This is a genomic window from Streptomyces sp. NPDC034085 (assembly GCF_055575555.1).
Genome location: NZ_JBVISL010000003.1, coordinates 942686 through 961947, shown reverse-complemented (window position 1 = coordinate 961947; position 19262 = coordinate 942686). Strand labels below are relative to the sequence as shown.

19 protein-coding genes are annotated in these 19262 nt (G+C 75.1%); 12 read left to right on the top strand and 7 right to left on the bottom strand.

Going from position 1 to position 19262, the window contains the following annotated elements; genetic code table 11:
* Positions 1–65 precede the first annotated feature (65 nt).
* Positions 66–1112, bottom strand: coding sequence for an NUDIX domain-containing protein (locus tag ACZ501_RS14685; protein WP_468795397.1), 1047 nt, complete (start codon positions 1110–1112; stop codon positions 66–68).
* Positions 1113–1269: 157 nt separating this feature from the next.
* Positions 1270–1893: a LysE/ArgO family amino acid transporter gene (locus tag ACZ501_RS14680; protein ID WP_361611031.1), complete on the bottom strand. Its 624-nt coding sequence runs from the start codon at positions 1891–1893 to the stop codon at positions 1270–1272.
* Between the two features lie 69 nt (positions 1894–1962).
* Between ACZ501_RS14680 and ACZ501_RS14675 the strand changes: the two genes are divergently transcribed.
* The 5 genes from ACZ501_RS14675 (at position 1963) to ACZ501_RS14655 (ending at position 7326) form a co-directional block, all read left to right on the top strand.
* Positions 1963–2868, top strand: coding sequence for a LysR family transcriptional regulator ArgP (locus ACZ501_RS14675; RefSeq protein WP_361611035.1), 906 nt, complete (start codon positions 1963–1965; stop codon positions 2866–2868).
* A gap of 104 nt (positions 2869–2972) precedes the next feature.
* Positions 2973–4718, top strand: a complete 1746-nt coding sequence (locus ACZ501_RS14670) for a serine/threonine-protein kinase (RefSeq protein ID WP_468795394.1) — start codon at positions 2973–2975, stop codon at positions 4716–4718.
* Between the two features lie 32 nt (positions 4719–4750).
* On the top strand, positions 4751–5146 hold the full coding sequence (locus tag ACZ501_RS14665; protein WP_361611287.1) for a TOBE domain-containing protein: 396 nt from the start codon (positions 4751–4753) through the stop codon (positions 5144–5146).
* Positions 5147–5243: 97 nt separating this feature from the next.
* A complete protein-coding gene (gene corA, locus ACZ501_RS14660; protein ID WP_361611290.1) occupies positions 5244–6326 on the top strand; it encodes a magnesium/cobalt transporter CorA in 1083 nt (360 codons plus the stop codon).
* Between the two features lie 172 nt (positions 6327–6498).
* Positions 6499–7326, top strand: coding sequence for a chitosanase (locus ACZ501_RS14655; protein ID WP_361611288.1), 828 nt, complete (start codon positions 6499–6501; stop codon positions 7324–7326).
* Here the strand turns inward: ACZ501_RS14655 and ACZ501_RS14650 are convergent.
* Entirely contained in the window at positions 7311–8675 is a 1365-nt protein-coding gene (locus ACZ501_RS14650) for a glycosyltransferase 87 family protein (protein ID WP_468795391.1), read from the bottom strand. The genes ACZ501_RS14655 and ACZ501_RS14650 overlap by 16 nt on opposite strands.
* 113 nt (positions 8676–8788) lie before the next feature.
* On the opposite strand from ACZ501_RS14650, the gene ACZ501_RS14645 reads away from it, so the two are divergent.
* The 3 genes from ACZ501_RS14645 to ACZ501_RS14635 all read left to right on the top strand — a co-directional run bounded on the left by ACZ501_RS14645 (position 8789) and on the right by ACZ501_RS14635 (position 11047).
* Positions 8789–10027 carry a molybdopterin-dependent oxidoreductase gene (locus ACZ501_RS14645; RefSeq protein WP_468795388.1) on the top strand — a complete coding sequence of 413 codons (1239 nt, stop codon included), beginning with the start codon at positions 8789–8791 and terminating at the stop codon, positions 10025–10027.
* Positions 10024–10443, top strand: coding sequence for a hypothetical protein (locus ACZ501_RS14640; protein ID WP_468795385.1), 420 nt, complete (start codon positions 10024–10026; stop codon positions 10441–10443). Before ACZ501_RS14645 ends, ACZ501_RS14640 begins: the two co-directional genes overlap by 4 nt.
* Positions 10444–10537: 94 nt before the next feature.
* On the top strand, positions 10538–11047 hold the full coding sequence (locus ACZ501_RS14635) for a RidA family protein (protein ID WP_361610076.1): 510 nt from the start codon (positions 10538–10540) through the stop codon (positions 11045–11047).
* A gap of 98 nt (positions 11048–11145) precedes the next feature.
* Here the strand turns inward: ACZ501_RS14635 and ACZ501_RS14630 are convergent, their stop codons facing one another.
* From ACZ501_RS14630 to ACZ501_RS14620, 3 genes are read right to left on the bottom strand one after another with little or no spacing between them, the layout of a single operon-like run.
* Positions 11146–11796, bottom strand: coding sequence for a class I SAM-dependent methyltransferase (locus tag ACZ501_RS14630; protein ID WP_468795382.1), 651 nt, complete (start codon positions 11794–11796; stop codon positions 11146–11148).
* Positions 11793–12410 (bottom strand): TIGR04282 family arsenosugar biosynthesis glycosyltransferase, encoded by a 618-nt coding sequence (locus ACZ501_RS14625; RefSeq protein WP_362461090.1) that lies wholly within the window; start codon positions 12408–12410, stop codon positions 11793–11795. The genes ACZ501_RS14630 and ACZ501_RS14625 overlap by 4 nt, the downstream gene beginning before the upstream one ends.
* The gene (locus ACZ501_RS14620) at positions 12407–13102 is read right to left on the bottom strand and encodes a glycosyltransferase family 2 protein (RefSeq protein WP_468795379.1); all 696 of its coding nucleotides are present in this window, start codon (positions 13100–13102) and stop codon (positions 12407–12409) included. The genes ACZ501_RS14625 and ACZ501_RS14620 overlap by 4 nt, the downstream gene beginning before the upstream one ends.
* 124 nt (positions 13103–13226) lie before the next feature.
* On the opposite strand from ACZ501_RS14620, the gene ACZ501_RS14615 reads away from it, so the two are divergent.
* Together ACZ501_RS14615 and ACZ501_RS14610 are read left to right on the top strand one after the other, a co-directional pair.
* A complete protein-coding gene (locus tag ACZ501_RS14615) occupies positions 13227–13949 on the top strand; it encodes a response regulator (protein WP_468795376.1) in 723 nt (240 codons plus the stop codon).
* Positions 13946–15061, top strand: coding sequence for a sensor histidine kinase (locus ACZ501_RS14610; RefSeq protein ID WP_468795373.1), 1116 nt, complete (start codon positions 13946–13948; stop codon positions 15059–15061). Before ACZ501_RS14615 ends, ACZ501_RS14610 begins: the two co-directional genes overlap by 4 nt.
* A 40-nt stretch (positions 15062–15101) precedes the next feature.
* Here ACZ501_RS14610 and ACZ501_RS14605 read toward each other — a convergent pair whose 3' ends face one another.
* Positions 15102–16154 carry an NAD-dependent epimerase/dehydratase family protein gene (locus ACZ501_RS14605; RefSeq protein ID WP_468795370.1) on the bottom strand — a complete coding sequence of 351 codons (1053 nt, stop codon included), beginning with the start codon at positions 16152–16154 and terminating at the stop codon, positions 15102–15104.
* Positions 16155–16412: 258 nt separating this feature from the next.
* Here ACZ501_RS14605 and ACZ501_RS14600 point away from each other — a divergent pair, with 258 nt between their 5' ends.
* Positions 16413–16766: a DUF805 domain-containing protein gene (locus ACZ501_RS14600; RefSeq protein WP_361610528.1), complete on the top strand. Its 354-nt coding sequence runs from the start codon at positions 16413–16415 to the stop codon at positions 16764–16766.
* Positions 16767–16950: 184 nt separating this feature from the next.
* On the top strand, positions 16951–19170 hold the full coding sequence (locus tag ACZ501_RS14595) for an NADP-dependent isocitrate dehydrogenase (RefSeq protein WP_468795368.1): 2220 nt from the start codon (positions 16951–16953) through the stop codon (positions 19168–19170).
* The last annotated feature ends 92 nt before the right edge of the window (positions 19171–19262 follow it).

The window sequence follows — 19262 nt, the reverse complement described above, 5'->3', positions numbered from 1 at the left end:
CCACGTGCCGGCCGTGCCGCCCCGGCGATCACGCGACCACCCCCGAGGTGCCGCGCGGGCGGCTCTCAGGACGGGCCGACCGGGCGGCCGGAGTGGAGCTCCAGCGGGCCGGTGCCCTCCGCCAGGGCGGTCAGGCAGGCCTTGATCTGCCGGCGCAGCTTCGGTTTGACCAGCCCGCGCAGCTCGTCCCGGCGTGCCGTACGCCACTCCAGCAGCTCGGCGGGCGGCAGCCGGATCGCGGCGAGTTCGGCCGGGCCGAGGACCCCGCCGTCGTACAGGAACCGGATCCGCGCCGGGTAGCCGGGCCGGTGGGTCCAGTCGACGGCGAGGAGGCGGCCCGGATCCCGGTCCAGGCCCGTCTCCTCGCGGACCTCACGCGCCGCCGCGTCCCGCGGGGTCTCGCCGAGGTCGCTGTCGACGCCGCCGCCGGGGAGCAGCCAGCGGCCCGGCTCGCCGTAGCCGGGGCGGACGAGCAGGACCCCGCCGGCCCCGTCGGTGAACAGCACGTTCGCGGCGGTGAGCGCCTTGGGCCGGGCCGCGCGGTGCCCGGCGGAGTCGTAGCGGCCCGCGTGTTCCAGGGCCGCGCGGTCCGCCGGGTCCAGTCCGGCCGGGGAGCCGGGCTGCGGCACGCCGTCGACCAGGTGTGCCACCGAGCCGGAGTACAGCGCGGCCAGCCCGGCGCGCAGCCGGGGCGCCAGCCGGTCGGACAGCTGCTCCGCGGCCTCCTCGGGGGTGAGCCAGCGGGCTTCGGTGACCTCGCCGTCGGTGAAGGCGATCCCCTCGGCCCCCGCACCGGTCAGCGGGCCCACGAGGTACACGTGGACCACGATCGAGCGGCCGAGCGCGCCCGGCGGGCAGGAGTCCACGGCCAGCAGCCGACCGACCGGAACGGACAGGTCCAGCTCCTCCTTCAGCTCCCGGGCCAGGCCTTCTTCCGGGGTCTCCGTGTCCTCCACCGTGCCGCCGGGCAGTTCGAGGCCGTCCTTGTACGAGGGGGTGAGGACGAGGACCCGGCCCTGCGCGTCCAGGACGATCCCGGTCGCGGCGACGAGCGGGGCCGCCTGGGCGGCGTAGTAGGCGCGCACGGCCTCGGGCGACGGGCGGTCGGGCACGGCGGCGGCTCCGGGAGGGGGGCTCGGGTGTCACGGGATCGGTGACCGGGCGGGGCCCCGGGGGCGGGGCGTACGGGAATCAGTACCACGTCCGGCCCGGCCGGACGCCCCGGCCGGGCCCTGCGGGACGGCCCGGTTGCGGCACCGGTCGCGCAGGTCAGGCCCGTACGAGGAGCAGCCCGCCCATCGTGACCATCGTCGCGGCGACCAGCCCGTCCAGCACCCGCCAGGCGGCGGGCCGCGAGAGCAGGCCACTGAGCAGCCGGGCCCCGTAGCCGAGGGTGCTGAACCAGATCACGCTGGCCAGCCCGGCCCCCGCCCCGAACGCCCAGCGCAGATCGCCCCGGTCGGCGGCGAGCGAGCCCACCAGCAGGACGGTGTCCAGGTAGACGTGCGGGTTGAGCCACGTCATGGCCAGGCAGGTGAACACCGCCGCGCGGACGGACCCGGCGGTGGCGCCGCCGGTGGTGAGGGCCGCGCCGGGTGCGGGACGCAGCACGCGCCGGGCGGCGAGGATCCCGTAGCAGATCAGGAAGCCGCCGCCGGCGACCGCGACGGCCGTCAGAGCGGCCGGCCAGGCGGTGACGAAGGCGCCGACGCCGGCCACGCCGAGGCCGATGAGGACCGCGTCGGACACGGCGCAGATGGCGACCACCGCGAGGACGGCGTGCCGGCGGGCGCCCTGGCGCAGCACGAAGGCGTTCTGCGCGCCGATGGCCACGATGAGGGACAGGCCGGTGCCGAAACCCGCCAGGAGTGCTGTGGTGATGCCGTTCGTCATGGCTCCGACCGTAGGGAGCGCGCGGCGCCGCGTACAGCTAAAGATTTTTACGTATCATTAGCCGTCGTGATGGACGAGCTTCCCCTGGACCAGGTCCGGACCCTGCTCGCGGTCGTGGACGGGGGCACCTTCGACGCCGCCGCCGCGGCGCTGCACGTGACGCCGTCCGCCGTCAGCCAACGGGTCAAGGCGCTGGAACAGCGCACCGGCCGGGTGCTGCTGATGCGGACCAAGCCGGTGCGGGCGACCGAGTCCGGCGAGGTGGTCATCCGCTTCGCCCGGCAGCTGTCCAGGCTGGAGCGGGACGCCCGCGCCGAGCTGGGCATGGGGATGGCCGACGGGCTGGGGCCGGTCCGGCTGCCCATCGCGGTCAACGCGGACTCGCTGGCCACCTGGTTCCTGCCCGCGCTGACCCGGGTGCCGCAGGATCCGCCGATCTGCTTCGAGCTGCACCGCGAGGACGAGTCCCACACCACCGCGCTGCTGCGGGAGGGGCAGGTCATGGCCGCCGTCACCTCCTCGCCCGACCCGGTGGCCGGGTGCACGGTGCGGGCCCTGGGGCTGGCCCGCTACCTGCCGGCGGCGAGCCCGGCCTTCGCCGCCCGGTACCTGACGGGGGATCCGCGGCGGGACCTGGCGGAGGCCCCGCTGATCGTCTTCGACCGGCGCGACGTCCTCCAGGACGACTTCGTCCGCGCCCTCACCGGCGGCGCCTCGCCGGCCTCGGCCGCGCGCCACCTCGTACCGACCTCCGAGGGGTACCGCGACGCCGTGGCCGCCGGGCTCGGTTGGGGGCTCGTACCCGAACCGCAGGCCGAGCCGCTGCTGGAGAGCGGCGCGCTGGTGCCGCTGGCGCCGGGGCGGTGGCTGGACGTACCGCTGTACTGGCAGCAGTGGAAGCTGGACTCGCCCGCGCTGGCGCTGGTCGCCCGCGTGGTCGCCGAAACGGCCATGGAACAGCTGCGCCCAACTTAGGGCCCGCGTCCGGCGGCCGCGCGGACCACCCGCCGGACGTGCATCTACGCTTGTGCCCCGTCAGATGGTCGAGACGAACGACCGGTCGTGGAACGGAGCATGTGGTGCCAGCGGGCCAAACGGGGGAAGCGAACGACGGGGACCTGATCGGCAAGGTGCTGGGGGGCCGCTACCGGGTGACCTCCGTGGTCGGCCGCGGCGGCATGGGCGTGGTCGCGCGGGCCGTCGACGAACTGCTCGCCCGCGAGGTCGCCGTCAAGGTCGTACGGGCGTACACCGACGCGGGCGACGCCGAACTGGCCGATCTGCGCACCCGGATGGAGCGCGAGGCACGGGCCGCCGCCCGCATCCGGCATCCCGGCGTGGTCACCGTGCACGACGTCACGCAGGAGCAGGGGCTCCCCGTCATCGTCATGGAACTCGTCGACGGGCCCTCCCTCGACGACTCGGTGACCCGGTACGGCGCCCTGGATGCGCACGAGGCCGCCGCGATCGGCGCCAAGCTGATGGACGCCCTCGACGCCGCGCACCGGGCGGGCGTCCTGCACCGCGACGTGAAGCCGGGCAACGTGCTGCTGGAGCGCGGAGGCCGGGTCGTGCTCACCGACTTCGGCATCGCCACCATGGACGCCTCCGGTGACGAGGCCATGGCGAAGCTGACCCGCAGCGGTGAACTGGTCGGCTCGCTCGACTACCTGCCGCCGGAGCGCGCGCAGGGCAAGGAACCCGGTCCGGCGTCGGACATCTGGTCGCTCGGGATGACCCTGTACGCGGCGGTGGAGGGCGTCTCGCCGTTCCGCCGCACCTCGGTGTGGTCCACGCTGGCCGCGATCATCGGTGATCCGCTGCCCGAGCCCCGGCGCGCGGGGCCGCTCGCCCCGGTGCTGCGGGCGCTGATGGCGAAGGAGCCGGAGCACCGGCCCACCGCCGACCAGGCCCGCGCGATGCTGCGGCGGGTGGCGGAGGGCGGCGGGGCGCACCCCGCTCCGGCTCCCGCCTGGGCTCCGGCACCCGCCTCGGCGCCCGCCCCGGGTCCCGCTCCCGCCGCGGGACCGGGCCCGGATCCGCGGGGTCCCGCGGCGGCCGCCGCCGTTCCGCCGGCCGCGGGCACGCCGTCCGGCCCGGCGACCGCCCCGGTTCCGGGCTTCGGGCCTCCGCCCCCGCTCGGTGCCGGAACGTTTCCGCCCCAGCCGTACACCCCCGGCCCGCAGCCCGGCGGATTCCCGCCGCAGGGGCCCCCGCCCGGACAGCCGCTCCCGGTCACGCGGGCCGCGGACCCGGCGCGGCGCCGCGGCCGGGCCGCGATGGCCGTCGCGGTGGTCGCCGTACTCGCCGCCGGCGGCGTCACCTACGCCCTCACCTCGGGCGGGGACGGCACGGCCCCGACGGTAGCCCCCACACCGGCGCCCGCGGGCGGCTCACCCGTGGCCGGCGGACAGCCCGGCCCGCCCACTCCGGGCCCCTCGCCCTCGGTCTCCGGGCCCTCGGCGAAGCCCTCCGCCACCGCCTCGAAGAAGACCGGCACCCCCTCGCCCTCCGGGACGGGGCCCACGCCCGCGCCGGGGAAGCCGAGCCCCGTACCGACGGGCTGCGCCGGCTGGACCCACAAGGATCCGAAGCCGGGCACCTACGGCTACATATCCGGCGACCACCACCTGCTGGCCGCCCCGTACCAGCAGTGCGCCCAGGGCGCGCTGGTCAAGAACGGCACGAAGCTCTGGTACCACTGCTACATCGTCAACTCCTACGGCAACCAGTGGACGTTCGTGCGCGTGGAGGGGACCAACACCACCGGGTGGCTGTACAACCGCGATCTCACCCGGCAGAAGGGCTCGTCCCCGCCGTGTTAGCCCCGCGCCGCCGGCCGCCCTACGCTGCGGGCATGGAGTCCTACAGCATCGGTCAGGCGGCCCGGCTGCTCGGCGTGAGCGTGGACACGGCCCGGCGGTGGGCCGACGCCGGCCGCTTCCCCACCCGCCGCGAGGGATCGCGGCGCACGGTCGACGGGCCGGACCTGGCGGCGTTCTGCGTAGAGGCCGCGCAGGAGGGTAGCGGAGAGGGGGAGGAAGCCCCGTACACCTCGGCCCGCAACGCCTTCCCCGGCATCGTCACCGGTGTGAGACTCGGCACCGTCGACGCCCAGGTCGAGATCCAGGCCGGCCCGCACCGCATCGTGTCCCTGCTCACGCGCGAGGCGGTCGAGGAGCTGGGCCTGGAGGTGGGCGCGCGGGCCACCGCGCGGGTGAAGTCCACCAGCGTCCTGGTCGACCGGGGCTGACCCCGGCCGGCGCCGGGAGCAGGAGGGCGTGGCGGAGCCGTCGGCGGGCGGTGGCAGACTGGCCGCTGATCCGCCGAAGGGGAGTACGTCCGTGTCCATGTTCAGCAACCTGCGCCGCGCCGTGCGCCGCGGCTACCGGCGGGCCGTCGACCTCAGCCACCCCGCCCGTTCCCCGCTCGGCAGCGCCGTCGTCAACTGCGTGGTCTACGTCGACGGGGTCCGCCAGGACGGTTGCGGCGAGGTGGAGGAGGCCCTGCGCCGGGTCCGCAAGACGGGCGCGGGCTTCGTCTGGATCGGCCTGCACGAACCCTCGCAGGAGGAGATCGCCGGGCTCGCCGAACTCTTCGGCCTGCACCCCCTCGCCGTCGACGACGCCGTCAACGCCCATCAGCGGCCCAAGGTCGAGCGGTACGACGAAACCCTCTTCGCCGTCTTCAAGACCGTCCGCTACGTCGAGCACGAGGAGCTGACCGCGACGAGCGAGGTGGTGGAGACCGGCGAGCTGATGGCCTTCATCGGCGAGGACTTCGTCATCACCATCCGGCACGGCGGCCAGGGCACCCTCGGTCCCGTCCGCGAGGCCCTGGAGTCCGAGCCCGAGCAGCTGGCCAAGGGCCCGGCGGCCGTCCTGCACGCCATGGCGGACCACGTCGTCGACGACTACGTGGCGGTCACGGACGCCGTGCAGAGCGACATGGACGCCGTGGAGACGGCCGTGTTCAGCGAGCACGGCAGCCGCGGCGACGCGGGCCGGATCTACCAGCTCAAGCGCGAACTCCTCGAACTGAGGCGGGCGGTGGCTCCACTCGGCCGGCCGCTCCAGCACCTCGCCACGCAGCCGATACCGGTGATCCCGCCGGAGGTCCGCGCCTACTTCCGCGACGTCGCCGACCACCTGACCCGGGCCACCGAGCAGATCGGCGCCTACGACGGCCTCCTCGACTCCATCCTCCAGGCCCACCTCGCGCAGGTGACGGTCGCCCAGAACGAGGACATGCGCAAGATCACGGCCTGGGCGGCCATAGTGGCCGTGCCGACCATGGTGTGCGGGGTCTACGGCATGAACTTCGAGCACATGCCCGAACTCCACTGGACGTACGGGTACCCGCTGGTGCTCGCGGTGATGGCGGTCGCCTGCCTCGTCCTGCACCGGGGCTTCCGGCGGGCCGGCTGGCTCTGACGGCCCGCCCGGTGGCGCGTCCCCGGGACCCGAGCGCGCGGACCGGCGGCTTCCGGTCGTGTCCGGCCGTGGGGTGTTCCCTGCCTCCGATGTCTGGTAGGAAAGTTTCCTAACGGACAGGGAAACTCAACCACCGTACGGAGGCACTGTGTTCACCCCCCACCGAAAGACGATGACGGCCGCAGCCCTGCTCGGCGCCGCCCTCCTCGCCGTCCCGGTCGCGGCGCACGCCACCGCCGCGCCGGCGGCCGCCCCCACCACTCCCGCGACGGCGGCCGCCGCGGCCGCCGCCACCGGACTCGACGACCCGGCGAAGAAGGACATCGCCATGCGGATCGTCTCCAGCGCCGAGAACTCCTCCCTCGACTGGAAGGCGCAGTACAAGTACATCGAGGACATAGGCGACGGCCGCGGCTACACCGCCGGCATCATCGGCTTCTGCTCCGGCACCGGCGACATGCTCGACCTCGTCGAGCACTACACCCGGACCGCGCCCGGCAACGTGCTCGCCCCGTACCTCCCCGCCCTGCGCAAGGTCAACGGCACCGACTCGCACGCCGGACTCGACCCGGACTTCACCCGGGACTGGGCGAAGGCGGCGCAGGACTCCGCGTTCAAGAAGGCCCAGGACCACGAGCGCGACCGCGTCTACTTCGATCCCGCCGTCAGGCAGGGCAAGGCCGACGGGACCGGCACCCTCGGCCAGTTCATCTACTACGACGCCATCGTCATGCACGGCGACGGCGGCGATCCCACCAGCTTCCGCAACATCCGCAAGCGGGCCCTGGCCAAGGCCAAGCCCCCGGCCCAGGGCGGCAACGAGACCGCCTGGCTGAACGCCTTCCTCGACGCCCGGGTCTGGGCCATGAAGCAGGAAGAGGCGCACAGCGACACGTCACGCGTCGACACCGCCCAACGGGTCTTCCTGAAGAAGGGCAACCTGAACCTGGACACCCCGCTCGACTGGAAGGTCTACGGCGACCCCTACCGCATCGGCTGAGGAACCCCCCGGGCGCGGCGGCGCACCGCCCACCCGGCGAGCACCGCCGCGCCCGCCAGCCCGTACGCGAGCTCCCCCACCGCCCCGCCCGCGAGCCCCCCGCCGACGTACACCGCGGCCCCCGCCGGCGCCACCCCCAGCCACTCGCCGCGCCCGTCCAGCGCGACCAGCGCCACCAGCAGCAGCGCGTACCAGGAATACCCCGGCGTCATCAGCAGGAAGGCCGCGCCCGTCACCAGCAGGGCGCCGCTCCACGGCCGTCCGGGATCGCCGCGCCGCCACACGTACGCCACCACCGCGAGCATCCCGAGCACCACCGCCGGCACCGCCCAGGAATCCGGCAGCACCAGCCGCAGCAGCGCGTAGCGGCCGCCCGCGCCCGGATCCCCGTACCCCTCCTCCTCGGCGTAACCCCCCAGATAGCCGAAGACCGAGGACCGCGACGCCAGTACGTACGGCAGGTACACCAGCCCCACCACCGCCGCCACCGGCACCAGCAGCGCCGCCGCGTCCCGCCCGCGCCGTACGCCGGCCAGCGCGCCCGGCAGCAGGACCGCGGGCAGCAGCTTCGCCGCGACGGCCAGCCCGAACAGCGCCCCGCCCAGCGCCCGCCGGCGCACCACCACCCCCAGCGCCGCCACCGACAGCAGCACGGCGAGCACGTCCGCGTGCGCGTTGTTCACCGCCTCCACCGCCACCGCCGGGCACCACGCCCAGTACGCCGCCGTACGCGGCAGCGCGCGCCGGCGGCGCAGCACCACCAGCAGCGCCGCGGTGACCCCGAGCGACAGCAGGGCCCCGCCGGCCTGCAGGGCCTTGTGGCGCACCCCCGCCGGCGAGAGGGCGTGCACGAGGGCGAAGTACCCCTCGGCGACGGGCGGGTAGAGGGTGTGCACGGCCGGCCGGTTGATCCGGGTGCACACCCCGGGCTCCACCGCGACACGGTCCGGGCCGGCGCAGGCCGCCGCGCCGCGCGGGAACAGCCAGTCGTCGCGCAGGTCCCGCAGCGCGGGATCCGCGGGGGCGTGGTCGTACGGCGAGACCCCGGCGGCCTGCACCCGGCCGTCCCAGGCGTAGCGGAAGGAGTCCGTACTGGTCAGCGGCGGCCCCGCCAGGCCGGCCGCGGCCACCAGCAGCGCCCCCGCCGCCACCAGCGGGACCACGTACCGGCCGGGCACCCGGCGCAGCGACCAGGCGGCCGCACCGAACAGCGCCCAGGCGGCGGCGTACCGCAGGAGCAGCCCGCCGGGGTCGGCGGCGTAGCCGTCGTAGCGGACGGCGGTGACGAGCACGGCGGCCAGCGCGGCGAGCAGCAGCAGGGTCACGGTGACCGGGATCCGGGCGTTCATGCGGGCAGCCTGGCAGCGCGGGGTGCCGCCGGGGGCGTGACCCGGCCCGGCGTCCGCGTTCCGTAAGGTGTCGGACGGCCCGCGCGACGCGGTACGGCGGTGTGATGGGGGACATGACTTCCGACCCGCCGCCGGACCCCGGGCCCCCGGCCTCCCCCCGTCCCGTGCCCCCCGCCCCGCGGCGCTCCCCGCGCTCCCGGCTCCGCGTGCCGGTCCCGGTGCTCGCGGCCGTCCGGCCGCCCGTGTTCGCCGGGCGGCTGCACGACGCCCGAACCGCCACCGCCGTCGGGCGCTGGCTGGGTGCGGCGGTCGCCGTCTGCTTCCTCACCGGGCTGATCAGCCACTACCTCCAGCACCCGCCCCCCTGGGCCGCCGACGCGCTGCCCAGCCGGCCCGTATGGGGCTACCGCCTCACTCAGGGCCTGCACGTCGCGACCGGGCTCGCCGCGATCGTGCTGCTCCTGGTCAAGCTGTGGGCGGTGTACCCCAGGCTCTTCCTCTGGCCGCCGCTGCGCGGCGTACGGCACGCGCTGGAGCGGCTGTCGGTGGCCGGGCTGGTGGCCACCGCCGTCATGGAGGTCTTCACCGGCCTCCTCAACATCGTCCAGTGGTACCCGTGGCCGTTCGGCTTCATCCAGACCCACTTCGCCCTCGCCTGGATCCTGGCCGGCTCGCTCCTGCTGCACGTCGCCGTCAAAGCCCCCGAGATCAGGGCGCACTGGAGCCGCAGCTCGCCCGGCACCCGGCAGCTCGCCCCCGAGGACGGCCCGGACCGCCGTTCGCTGCTCCTCGGAGCCGGCGCGGCCGTCGGGGCCGTCACCGCGACCACCGTCGGACAGGCCTTCACCCCGCTGGCCGCGCTGGACCTGCTCGGGCCGCGCCACCCCGGGCACGGGCCGCAGGGCCTGCCGGTGAACCGTACGGCCGCGGCCGCGGGAGTCGGCCCCGAACGGCTGCGGGACTGGCGGCTGGAGGTCCGCGGCCCGCTCCCGTACAGCCTCACCCTCCCGCAGCTGCGCGCCCTGCCGCGGGCCGGGGCGCGGCTGCCGATCGCCTGCGTGGAGGGGTGGAGCAAGGAGGCCCGCTGGAGCGGGGTGCGCGTCCGCGACCTGCTCGCGCGGGCCGGGGCCCCGCCGGGCGCCGGCCTGCGCGTCACCTCGCTGGAGACCGGCGGCGCGTACCGGGTGACGGAGATGGGCCGCGACCACGCCGAGGACCCCCTCACCCTGCTCGCTCTGGAACTCGGCGGGCAGGAGCTGTCCCTGGACCACGGCTATCCGGCGCGGATCATCGCACCGAACCGGCCCGGGGTGCTCCAGACCAAGTGGGTCACGCTGCTGGAGGTGCTGTGACGGTCTACCGGTACGCGCTGGGGGCGCTCGGCCTGCTGCTGATCGGGATCGGGGGGCGGTTGGTGGCGGGCCTGCCCGACCCCCTCGGCGTGCTCGTCTGGCTCGGCGGCGCGCTCGTCCTGCACGACGGGGTCATCGCGCCGCTCGTGCTGGGGGCCGGGCTGCTCGTCGCGGCGGGTCCCGGCCGGGGCGTCGTACGCGGGGCACTGGTCACCGGGGGCGCGCTGGTGCTGGTCACCCTGCCGGCGCTGCTGCGGCCGGGCGCGCCGGTGAACCCTTCGGCGCTGCCGCTGCCGTACGGGCGCAACCTGCTGCTGGTCCTGGCGGGGGTGGCGCTCGCCGCGGGCGCGACCCGGCTGCTGCGCCGCCGGCAGGCCCCTCCGCCGCGCGGCGCGGACGCCCCCGCCGCCCGGTGATTCCACGGCCGCTCGATGCCCGTTCGAGGAGTCCTCGCTCGTGGAGTGACAGCGTCGGGGCTGCAGGCTCCACTGGGACGAAAGGACAAAGGGAATGACCAAGTCAGGGCGCAGGTTCGGTACCGCCGGTGTGGTGGCCGCGGTCGTGGCCGCGATGATCGCCGTCGTGGGACCGCAGGGAGCCAGCGCGCAGGAGCAGGCGCGCCGCGGCTGGGACCACTTCGGGTTCGGCGTGTCCTGGGAGGAGTCCTACGGGTACTCCCAGGCCATCAGAGCCGGAGACACGGTCTACATCTCGGGGCAGCTGTCGCACGACGCGGCCGGGAACCTGGTGGGCGTCGGCGACTTCGAGAAGCAGGTGCGCACCTCGTTCGAGAACATGGACAAGGTGCTCGCGCACTACCGGATCCCGCGCAGTCAGATCGTCAGCATGAAGATCTACACCAAGGACCTGCGCAAGAACTTCGACACCGCCGCGAAGCTGCACAAGGAGTACGTCGGCAACCACCGCACGACCGACACCATCCTCGGCGTGACGGACCTGGCGTTCCCCGACCAGCTGGTGGAGATCGAGGCCGTGGCGCTGGTGAAGCCGCGCTCCTGACCGAGCGGGCCGCGCGGCACCGCCGCGCGGCCGCTCAGTGCGTCGCCCCGCGCCTGGTTCCCTCCGGGGCGCGGCCGCGGCGGGTGGTGGGACCGGTGTCACGTCCGGCGGAGTTCCGCGAAGACCCGGTCCGACGCCGACCACTGGCCGCTCGCGGCCCAGCCGGAGGCGCCCGCGTGGGCGGCCAGCGCGGCAGCGCCCACGCGGGCCCAGGGGAACGGCGCCCCCAGCCCCGCCCCGCCGTCGGACACGCGGACCTCGCACCGCTCGTCCAGCTCCGCGTCCACGGCCGCGCACTCCACGATCAGCCTCCCGGCGGCCGCCACCACCCCCGACATGCGCGCGAGCAGGGCCGCCGGGTCGCCGCCGATGCCGATGTTCCCGTCGATCAGCAGCGCGGTGTCCCAACGCCCCTCACCCGGAAGGGGCTCGAAGACCGACCGCCGCAGCGCCGTGCCGCCCCCGCGGGCCGTACGGGCCACCGCCTCCGGGCTGACGTCGATGCCGAGCGCCCGGTGCCCCCGGGCCGCCAGCGCCGACACCAGCCGGCCGGGGCCGCAGCCGATGTCGAGGACCGCGCCCCGGCAGCGGCGCAGCACCGTGAGGTCGGCGCCGTCGGGCGCCTCGCACCAGCGCTCCACTTCCAGCGGCAGCAGCCAGCCGTCCCCGCGCCGCAGGAACAGCGGCCCCCGGCCGCTGCGCAGGGCCAGGGTGTACGGGTCGGCCGTCCAGGCCGCCGCGGCGCTCATCCGCGTACCGCCGGAGCCAGCTGCGCCAGCCGCGCCGCGAAGGCGCTCCCGGGGGCGCGGGACGCCACCAGGCGGGCGTCCTCGGCGGTGTCCACGTCCCGCAGCCGCGGCAGCCGCCCGATCCGCAGCCCGGCCGCGCGCAGCCGCTCGTACTGCACGGCCCCCGTCTCGGGCACCGACATCGGGACCCCGCGCAACAGGGCCGGGTCCGGCTCCGCGAGGCCCAGCGCCCAGAAGCCGCCGTCGACGGCGGGCCCGAACCAGGCGTCGTACGCCTCCCAGCCGACGGTCAGCAGCTCCGGCGTCAGCTGCGGGGTGTCCATGCCGATCAGCAGCGCCGGCCCGGTGCACGCCCCGAAGGCTGCCGCGAGCCGTTCGTCCAGGCTCCCGGCCGCCTGCGGGAGCACCTCGAAGCCCGGCGGCAGCCACGGCCCGGGCCGCCCCTCCAGGACGAGGACCCGCCGCGCGGCGGGGGCCGCGGCGACCGCGGCGAGCGTGTCGGCGAGGGCGGCCTCGGCGAGCGCGGCCGCCGCGGCGGGGGTGAACGGCGGGGTGAGGCGGGTCTTGACCCGGCCCGGCACCGGCTCCTTGGCGATCACGAGCAGGGTGGTCATCGGTCACCCCCGGCGGGGGTGCGGGGCGCGGCCGCCGGCTCCGCGAGGACCCGGCGCATGTCGCGCACGGCCTGCCACGTGCCCCGCCAGGTGCCGGTCACCTTCGACTTCCCGGCCCGCGGCAGGTACGGCACGTCGACCTCCCGGACCCGCCATCCCGCGTCGGCGGCCCGCACCACCATCTCCAGCGGGTATCCGGAGCGGCGGTCGCTCAGGCCGAGGGCCAGCAGATCGGCGCGCCGGGCCGCCCGCAGCGGGCCCAGGTCGCGCAGCCGCAGTCCGGTGCGGCGGCGCAGCATCCGGGCCAGTGCCAGGTTCCCGGCCCGGGCGTGCGCGGGCCAGGCACCCCGGCCGCGGGGCCGGCGCCGGCCCAGGACGAGATCGGCCTCACCGGCGGCCACCGCGGCCGCGAAGCCGGTCAGCAGCCCCGGGTCGAGCGAGGCGTCACAGTCGCAGAAGCAGACGACCTCCGCGTCGGAGGCGAGCAGCCCGGCGTGGCAGGCGGCGCCGAAGCCGCGCCGGGACTCCCGTACCACGGTGGCGCCCAGCCCGCGGGCGATCGCGGCGGACCCGTCGGTGGACCCGTTGTCCACGACCAGGGCCCGCCAGCCGCTCGGGATGCGGGCGAGCACCCAGGGCAGGGCCTCGGCCTCGTTCAGACAGGGCAGGACGACATCGACGCTCACGGTCACGGGTTCACGGTAGGAACCGCGGGCCGGGAAAAGGGGCCGGCACTCCTTACGAAACGCGGACGTCGCCCCGGCCGGCCCCGGTGCGCGGTCCCGGCGGCCGCCCGCGGATGGGAGGCTGGGCGGCATGAGCAGCAGCAGGGAAGCACCGCCCGCGCGGGTCCTCGTCGTCGACGACGACCCGACCGTCTCCGAGGTCGTCGCCGGCTACCTGCGGCGCGCCGGTTTCGCCGTGGAGGAGGCGGCCGACGGGCCCGCCGCCCTCGCCGCGGCCGGGCGGGTACGGCCGGACCTGGTCGTGCTCGACCTGATGCTGCCGGGGCTGGACGGGCTGGAGGTGTGCCGGCGGCTGCGCGCGGCCGGACCCGTACCGGTGATCATGCTGACGGCGCGGGGCGACGAGGACGACCGGATCACGGGCCTGGAGGTGGGGGCGGACGACTACGTCACCAAGCCGTTCAGTCCGCGCGAGCTGGTCCTGCGGGTCACGTCCGTGCTGCGGCGCAGCCGGGCCGCGGACCGGGTCCCCGTGCCCGGGCGGCTCACCGGTGCCGGGCTCTCGCTCGATCCCGCGACCCACCGCGCCACCCGAGACGGCCGCGAACTTGCCCTGACACTGCGGGAGTTCGACCTCCTCGCGCACTTCCTGCGGCATCCGGGACGCGCCCACGGGCGGGAGGAGCTGATGCGGGAGGTGTGGGGCTGGGACTTCGGGGACCTGTCGACGGTGACGGTGCACGTACGCAGGCTGCGTGCCAAGGTCGAGGAGGACCCCGGCCGGCCGAGGCTGATCCGGACGGTGTGGGGCGTGGGCTACCGCTTCGACCCGGCGGGGGAGGGGGCGGCGTGAAGGACATCGCCCTGATCGCCCTCTTCGCGCTGGGCGGCGCCGCGTGCGCGGGGCTGCTCGGGGCCCTGGTGCTGCGGCTGGTCCGGCACCGGTCGGTGGCGGTCTCCCTCACGGTGATCGCCGCCGTCACCGTCACGGCCATGCTGGCCGGGACGCTCGCCGTCGCCCAGGCGATGTTCCTGTCCCCGCACGACCTCGGGGTGGTCACCCTGGTGGTGGCGATGGCGGCGGTGGTCGCCCTGGCCACCGCGCTGCTGCTGGGCCGGTGGGTGGTGGCGCGCAGCCGCGAACTCTCCCGCGCGGCGAGGGACTTCGGCGACGGCGGCAGCTTCGCGGCGCCGCCCGGGCAGACCACCGCCGAACTGGACGCGCTGTCCCGGGAACTGGCGGCGACCAGCGCCAAACTGGCCGCCTCCCGGGAGCGGGAGCGCGCCCTGGAGTCCTCCCGGCGGGAGCTGGTCGCCTGGATCTCCCACGACCTGCGGACCCCGCTCGCCGGGCTGCGGGCGATGTCGGAGGCCCTGGAGGACGGCGTGGCGGCCGACCCGGCCCGCTACCACCGGCAGATCCGGACCGAGGTGGAACGGCTCGACGCGATGGTCGGCGACCTGTTCGAGCTGTCGCGCATCCACGCCGGGGCGCTGGCGCTCAGCCGGAGCCGGATGTCGCTGTACGACCTGGTCGGGGACGCCCTGTCCGGGGTCGACCCGCTCGCGCGGGAGCACGGCGTGCGGCTGGTGGGGGAGGGGGTGGAACGGGTCCCGGTGGAGGTCGACGGCAAGGAGATGACCCGGGTCCTGGCGAACCTGCTCGTCAACGCGATCCGGCACACCCCGGCCGACGGGACCGTCGCCGTCGCGGCCGCCGCCGAGCAGCGGGCCGGGGTGGTGGTGCTGTCGGTGACGGACGGCTGCGGGGGCATTCCGGCGGAGGACCTGCCGAGGGTGTTCGACACCGGGTGGCGGGGCGCGGCCGCGCGGACGCCGCCGGCAGGGGCGGGGCTGGGGCTGGCGATCGTGCGGGGGATCGTGGAGGCGCATGCGGGCCGCACCGCCGTGCGGAACGTGCCGGGCGGCTGCCGCTTCGAGCTCACCCTCCCCCTCCCCACCTGACCCGCCGCCCCCCGGGACCCGCCCCCCCCGGACCCCGGTGTCAGGACGGGCGCAGGGGGGACGCGGCGAACTCCGTCATGCCCGCCGCGAAGTCCGTACGCGGCCGCCAGCCGAGTTCCTCCCGCAGCCGCCGCGAGTCCGCCGTGATGTGGCGGACGTCGCCCAGCCGGAACTCCCCCGTGACCACCGGTTCCGGGCCGCCGTGGGCCGCGGCGAGGGCCGCGGCCATCTCCCCGATCGTGTGGGGGTCGCCGCTGCCCGTGTTGTACGGCGTGAAGGCCCCGGCCGGGCGCGCGTCCAGCGCCTCCAGGGCCACCACGTTGGCCTCCGCCACGTCCCGCACGTGGACGAAGTCCCGCCGCTGGCCCCCGTCCTCGAAGACCCGCGGCGCCTCGCCCCGCGCCAGCGCCGAGCGGAAGAAGGAGGCCACCCCCGCGTACGGGGTGTCGCGCGGCATGCCCGGCCCGTACACGTTGTGGTAGCGCAGCGACACCGCCCGGCCCTCCACCGCGCGGGCCCAGGCGGCCGCCAGGTGCTCCTGGGCCAGCTTCGTCGCGGCGTACACGTTCCGGGGGTCGGCGGGGGCCTCCTCGCCGACCAGGCCCGGGGCGAGTTCCGCCCCGCAGGAGGGGCAGCGCGGTTCGAAGCGGCCCGCCGCGAGGTCGGCCGCCGGGCGGGGCCCGGGGCGGACCACGCCGTGGCGGGGGCACTCGTACCGGCCCTCCCCGTACACCACCATCGACCCGGCCATGACGAGCCCGCGCACCCCCGCCTCGGCCATCCCGGCGAGCAGCACCGCCGTCCCCAGGTCGTTCACGCCGACGTACTGCGGCGCGTCCGCGAAGTCCCTGCCGAGTCCCACCATCGCGGCCTGGTGGCAGACGGCGTCCACCCCGTGCAGGGCCGCCCGCACGGTGTCGGCGTCCCGTACGTCCCCGCGGACCGACCCGTCCCCGGCGAGCCGGGGCGGCGGGGCCGGGTGGGCGGCGGGGAGCAGGGCGTCGAGGACGACCGGGTCGTGGCCGTGCCGGCGCAGGGCGGTGACGATGTGGGAGCCGATGAACCCGGCCCCGCCGGTGACGAGTACGCGCATGCGCCGGACGCTACGCAGCCGCGCGCCGCAGCGGGGCCGGCTGCGCGCGCCCGTAAGGCTTCCGTCATGCCCCGCGGACTCCCGCCCTCTCCCGCCCCGGCCGGCGCACCCGCCCCAGGAATTCCCAAACGGCTCTGAAACCAAGGGAGTTGGCGACATCGGAGCACCCTCCAGTGGCTTGAACGCGATGGCCGGAGGGCATAACCGGTGCCCGGCCGCTTTCAGGCCGGGCCGTCGATGCCGTCCTTAGGGGGACTCGTGCACTACTACGTCGACGTCATCAAGCGCTACGCGGACTTCTCCGGCCGCGCGCGCCGCCGGGAGTACTGGATGTTCGTCCTGTGCAGCATCCCGATCATGGTCGCGCTGATCGCGCTCGACTTCGCGCTCGGCAGCTACCCGGTCGTCTTCTACATCTACAACCTCGCCGTCTTCCTCCCCACCCTGGGCCTCACCGTCCGCCGCCTGCACGACACCGGCAGGTCCGGCTGGTGGTACCTGATCGGTCTCATCCCCTTCGTCGGCTGGATCGGGATCGTCGTCCTCATGGCCATCGAGGGCGATGCCGGACCGAACGAGTACGGCGCCAGCCCCAAGCAGCTCACCGCCTGAAAGGCGCGCACCGCGGCGCCGCCGCCGACCCCAGCGGTCGGCGGCGGCGCCTTTCGCGTCACCGCGTGACGTGCGTCTCCCCCGTCTTGCGGCAGGGGGCTGTCCAGACCGGCCGGATCACGAGATATCTTGATGTCGAGCAATGTTGCAGACGAGAGACGCAGACTGTGGAGCGGAGCATCCGGTGACTGACTCGACCATCATCTACACGCACACTGACGAGGCCCCGGCCCTCGCGACGTATTCCTTCCTGCCTGTGATCCAGGCCTACGCGTCGACGGCCGGTGTGAATGTCGAGACCCGTGACATCTCCCTGGCCGGTCGGATCATCGCCCTCTTCCCCGAGTACCTCGAGGAGAGCCAGCGGATCGCCGACGCCCTCGCCGAGCTCGGCGAGCTGGCGAAGACCCCCGAAGCCAACATCATCAAGCTGCCCAACATCTCGGCTTCGATCCCGCAGCTGAAGGCCGCGATCGCCGAGCTCCAGGGCCAGGGCTACGCCCTTCCGGACTACCCGGACGACCCGAAGTCGGACGAGGAGCGCGAGATCCGCGCCCGCTACGACAAGGTCAAGGGCAGCGCCGTCAACCCGGTCCTGCGCGAGGGCAACTCCGACCGCCGCGCCCCCGCCTCGGTGAAGAACTACGCCAAGGCCCACCCGCACCGCATGGGCGCCTGGACCCCCGAGTCGAAGACGAACGTCGCCACCATGGGCGAGAACGACTTCCGCTCCACGGAGAAGTCCACCGTGATCGCCGAGGACGGCACGCTGCGCATCGAGCACGTCGCCGCCGACGGCACCACCACCGTCCTGCGCGAGTCCGTACCGGTCCTGGCCGGGGAGGTCGTGGACGCGTCCGTCATGCACGTCGACGCCCTGCGCACCTTCCTCAACGCCCAGATCGAGCGTGCCAAGTCCGAGGGCGTGCTGTTCTCCGTGCACCTCAAGGCCACGATGATGAAGGTCTCCGACCCGATCGTCTTCGGCCACGTGGTCCGCGCCTTCTTCCCGAAGACCTTCGCCCGCTACGGCGAGACCCTGGCCGCCGCCGGCCTGTCCCCGAACGACGGCCTCGGCACCATCCTGAACGGCCTGGGCGCGCTCGCCGAGGGCGAGGCCATCAAGGCCTCCTTCGATGCCGAGCTCGCCGAGGGCCCCGCCCTCGCGATGGTCGACTCCGACAAGGGCATCACCAACCTGCACGTGCCGTCCGACGTCATCGTCGACGCCTCGATGCCGGCCATGATCCGCACCTCCGGCCACATGTGGGGCCCGGACGGCGCCGAGGCCGACACCCTCGCCGTCCTCCCGGACAGCAGCTACGCGGGCGTCTACCAGGCCGTCCTCGACGACTGCCGCGCCCACGGCGCCTTCGACCCGTCCACCATGGGCTCGGTGCCGAACGTCGGCCTGATGGCCCAGAAGGCCGAGGAGTACGGCAGCCACGACAAGACCTTCGAGATCGCCGCCGCGGGCACCGTCCGCGTCGTCGACGCCGCGGGCAACACGGTCCTGGAGCAGGAGGTCGCCGCCGGCGACATCTTCCGCGCCTGCCAGACCAAGGACCTGCCGATCCAGGACTGGGTCAAGCTCGCCGTCACCCGCGCCCGCGCCACCGGCGCCCCGGCCGTCTTCTGGCTGGACGAGACCCGCGCCCACGACGCGCAGCTGATCGCCAAGGTCAAGACGTACCTCGCGGAGCACGACACCGAGGGCCTGACCATCGAGATCCTCTCCCCGGTCGAGGCGACGAAGTTCTCCCTGGAGCGCATCCGCCGCGGCGAGGACACCATCTCGGTGACCGGCAACGTGCTGCGCGACTACCTGACCGACCTCTTCCCGATCCTGGAGCTGGGCACCAGCGCCAAGATGCTGTCGGTCGTCCCGCTGATGGCGGGCGGCGGCCTCTTCGAGACGGGCGCCGGCGGCTCCGCCCCGAAGCACGTCCAGCAGCTGGTCAAGGAGAACTACCTGCGCTGGGACTCGCTGGGCGAGTTCTTCGCGCTGGCCGCCTCCTTCGAGCACCTGGCCACCACCACGGGCAACGCCCGCGCCCAGGTCCTCGCGGACACCCTGGACCGCGCCACCGGCACCTTCCTCAACGAGGACAAGTCGCCGACCCGTCGTCTCGGCGGCATCGACAACCGCGGCAGCCACTTCTACCTGGCCCTGTACTGGGCGCAGGAGCTGTCGCGTCAGATCGCCGACCCGAAGCTGGCCGCGGCCTTCGAGCCGCTCGCCAAGACGCTTGCCGAGCAGGAGCAGACCATCGTCGGCGAGCTCGTCGCCGTCCAGGGCTCTCCGGCCGAAATCGGCGGTTACTACCAGCCCGACCCGGCCAAGGCCGCCGCGGTCATGCGCCCCTCCGAGAGCCTGAACAAGGCGCTCGCGCTGCTGGGCTGACCCCCGCTGCGAGCAGTACGCGCTGACAGGCAGTAGGCAGTGCGCGTTCCGCCCCGGCCGGCTCCGTGCCCGGCCGGGGCGGAGCCGTGTCC

Excerpts from the sequence above, each read along its gene's own strand:
- ACZ501_RS14680 (WP_361611031.1), bottom strand. The coding sequence starts at position 1,893 with ATGACGAACGGCATCACCACAGCACTCCTGGCGGGTTTCGGCACCGGC.
- ACZ501_RS14675 (WP_361611035.1), top strand. The coding sequence starts at position 1,963 with ATGGACGAGCTTCCCCTGGACCAGGTCCGGACCCTGCTCGCGGTCGTG.
- ACZ501_RS14665 (WP_361611287.1), top strand. The coding sequence starts at position 4,751 with ATGGAGTCCTACAGCATCGGTCAGGCGGCCCGGCTGCTCGGCGTGAGC.
- corA (WP_361611290.1), top strand. The coding sequence starts at position 5,244 with ATGTTCAGCAACCTGCGCCGCGCCGTGCGCCGCGGCTACCGGCGGGCC.
- ACZ501_RS14655 (WP_361611288.1), top strand. The coding sequence starts at position 6,499 with ATGACGGCCGCAGCCCTGCTCGGCGCCGCCCTCCTCGCCGTCCCGGTC.
- ACZ501_RS14650 (WP_468795391.1), bottom strand. The coding sequence starts at position 8,675 with ATGAACGCCCGGATCCCGGTCACCGTGACCCTGCTGCTGCTCGCCGCG.
- ACZ501_RS14645 (WP_468795388.1), top strand. The coding sequence starts at position 8,789 with ATGACTTCCGACCCGCCGCCGGACCCCGGGCCCCCGGCCTCCCCCCGT.
- ACZ501_RS14635 (WP_361610076.1), top strand. The coding sequence starts at position 10,538 with ATGACCAAGTCAGGGCGCAGGTTCGGTACCGCCGGTGTGGTGGCCGCG.
- ACZ501_RS14630 (WP_468795382.1), bottom strand. The coding sequence starts at position 11,796 with ATGAGCGCCGCGGCGGCCTGGACGGCCGACCCGTACACCCTGGCCCTG.
- ACZ501_RS14625 (WP_362461090.1), bottom strand. The coding sequence starts at position 12,410 with ATGACCACCCTGCTCGTGATCGCCAAGGAGCCGGTGCCGGGCCGGGTC.
- ACZ501_RS14615 (WP_468795376.1), top strand. The coding sequence starts at position 13,227 with ATGAGCAGCAGCAGGGAAGCACCGCCCGCGCGGGTCCTCGTCGTCGAC.
- ACZ501_RS14605 (WP_468795370.1), bottom strand. The coding sequence starts at position 16,154 with ATGCGCGTACTCGTCACCGGCGGGGCCGGGTTCATCGGCTCCCACATC.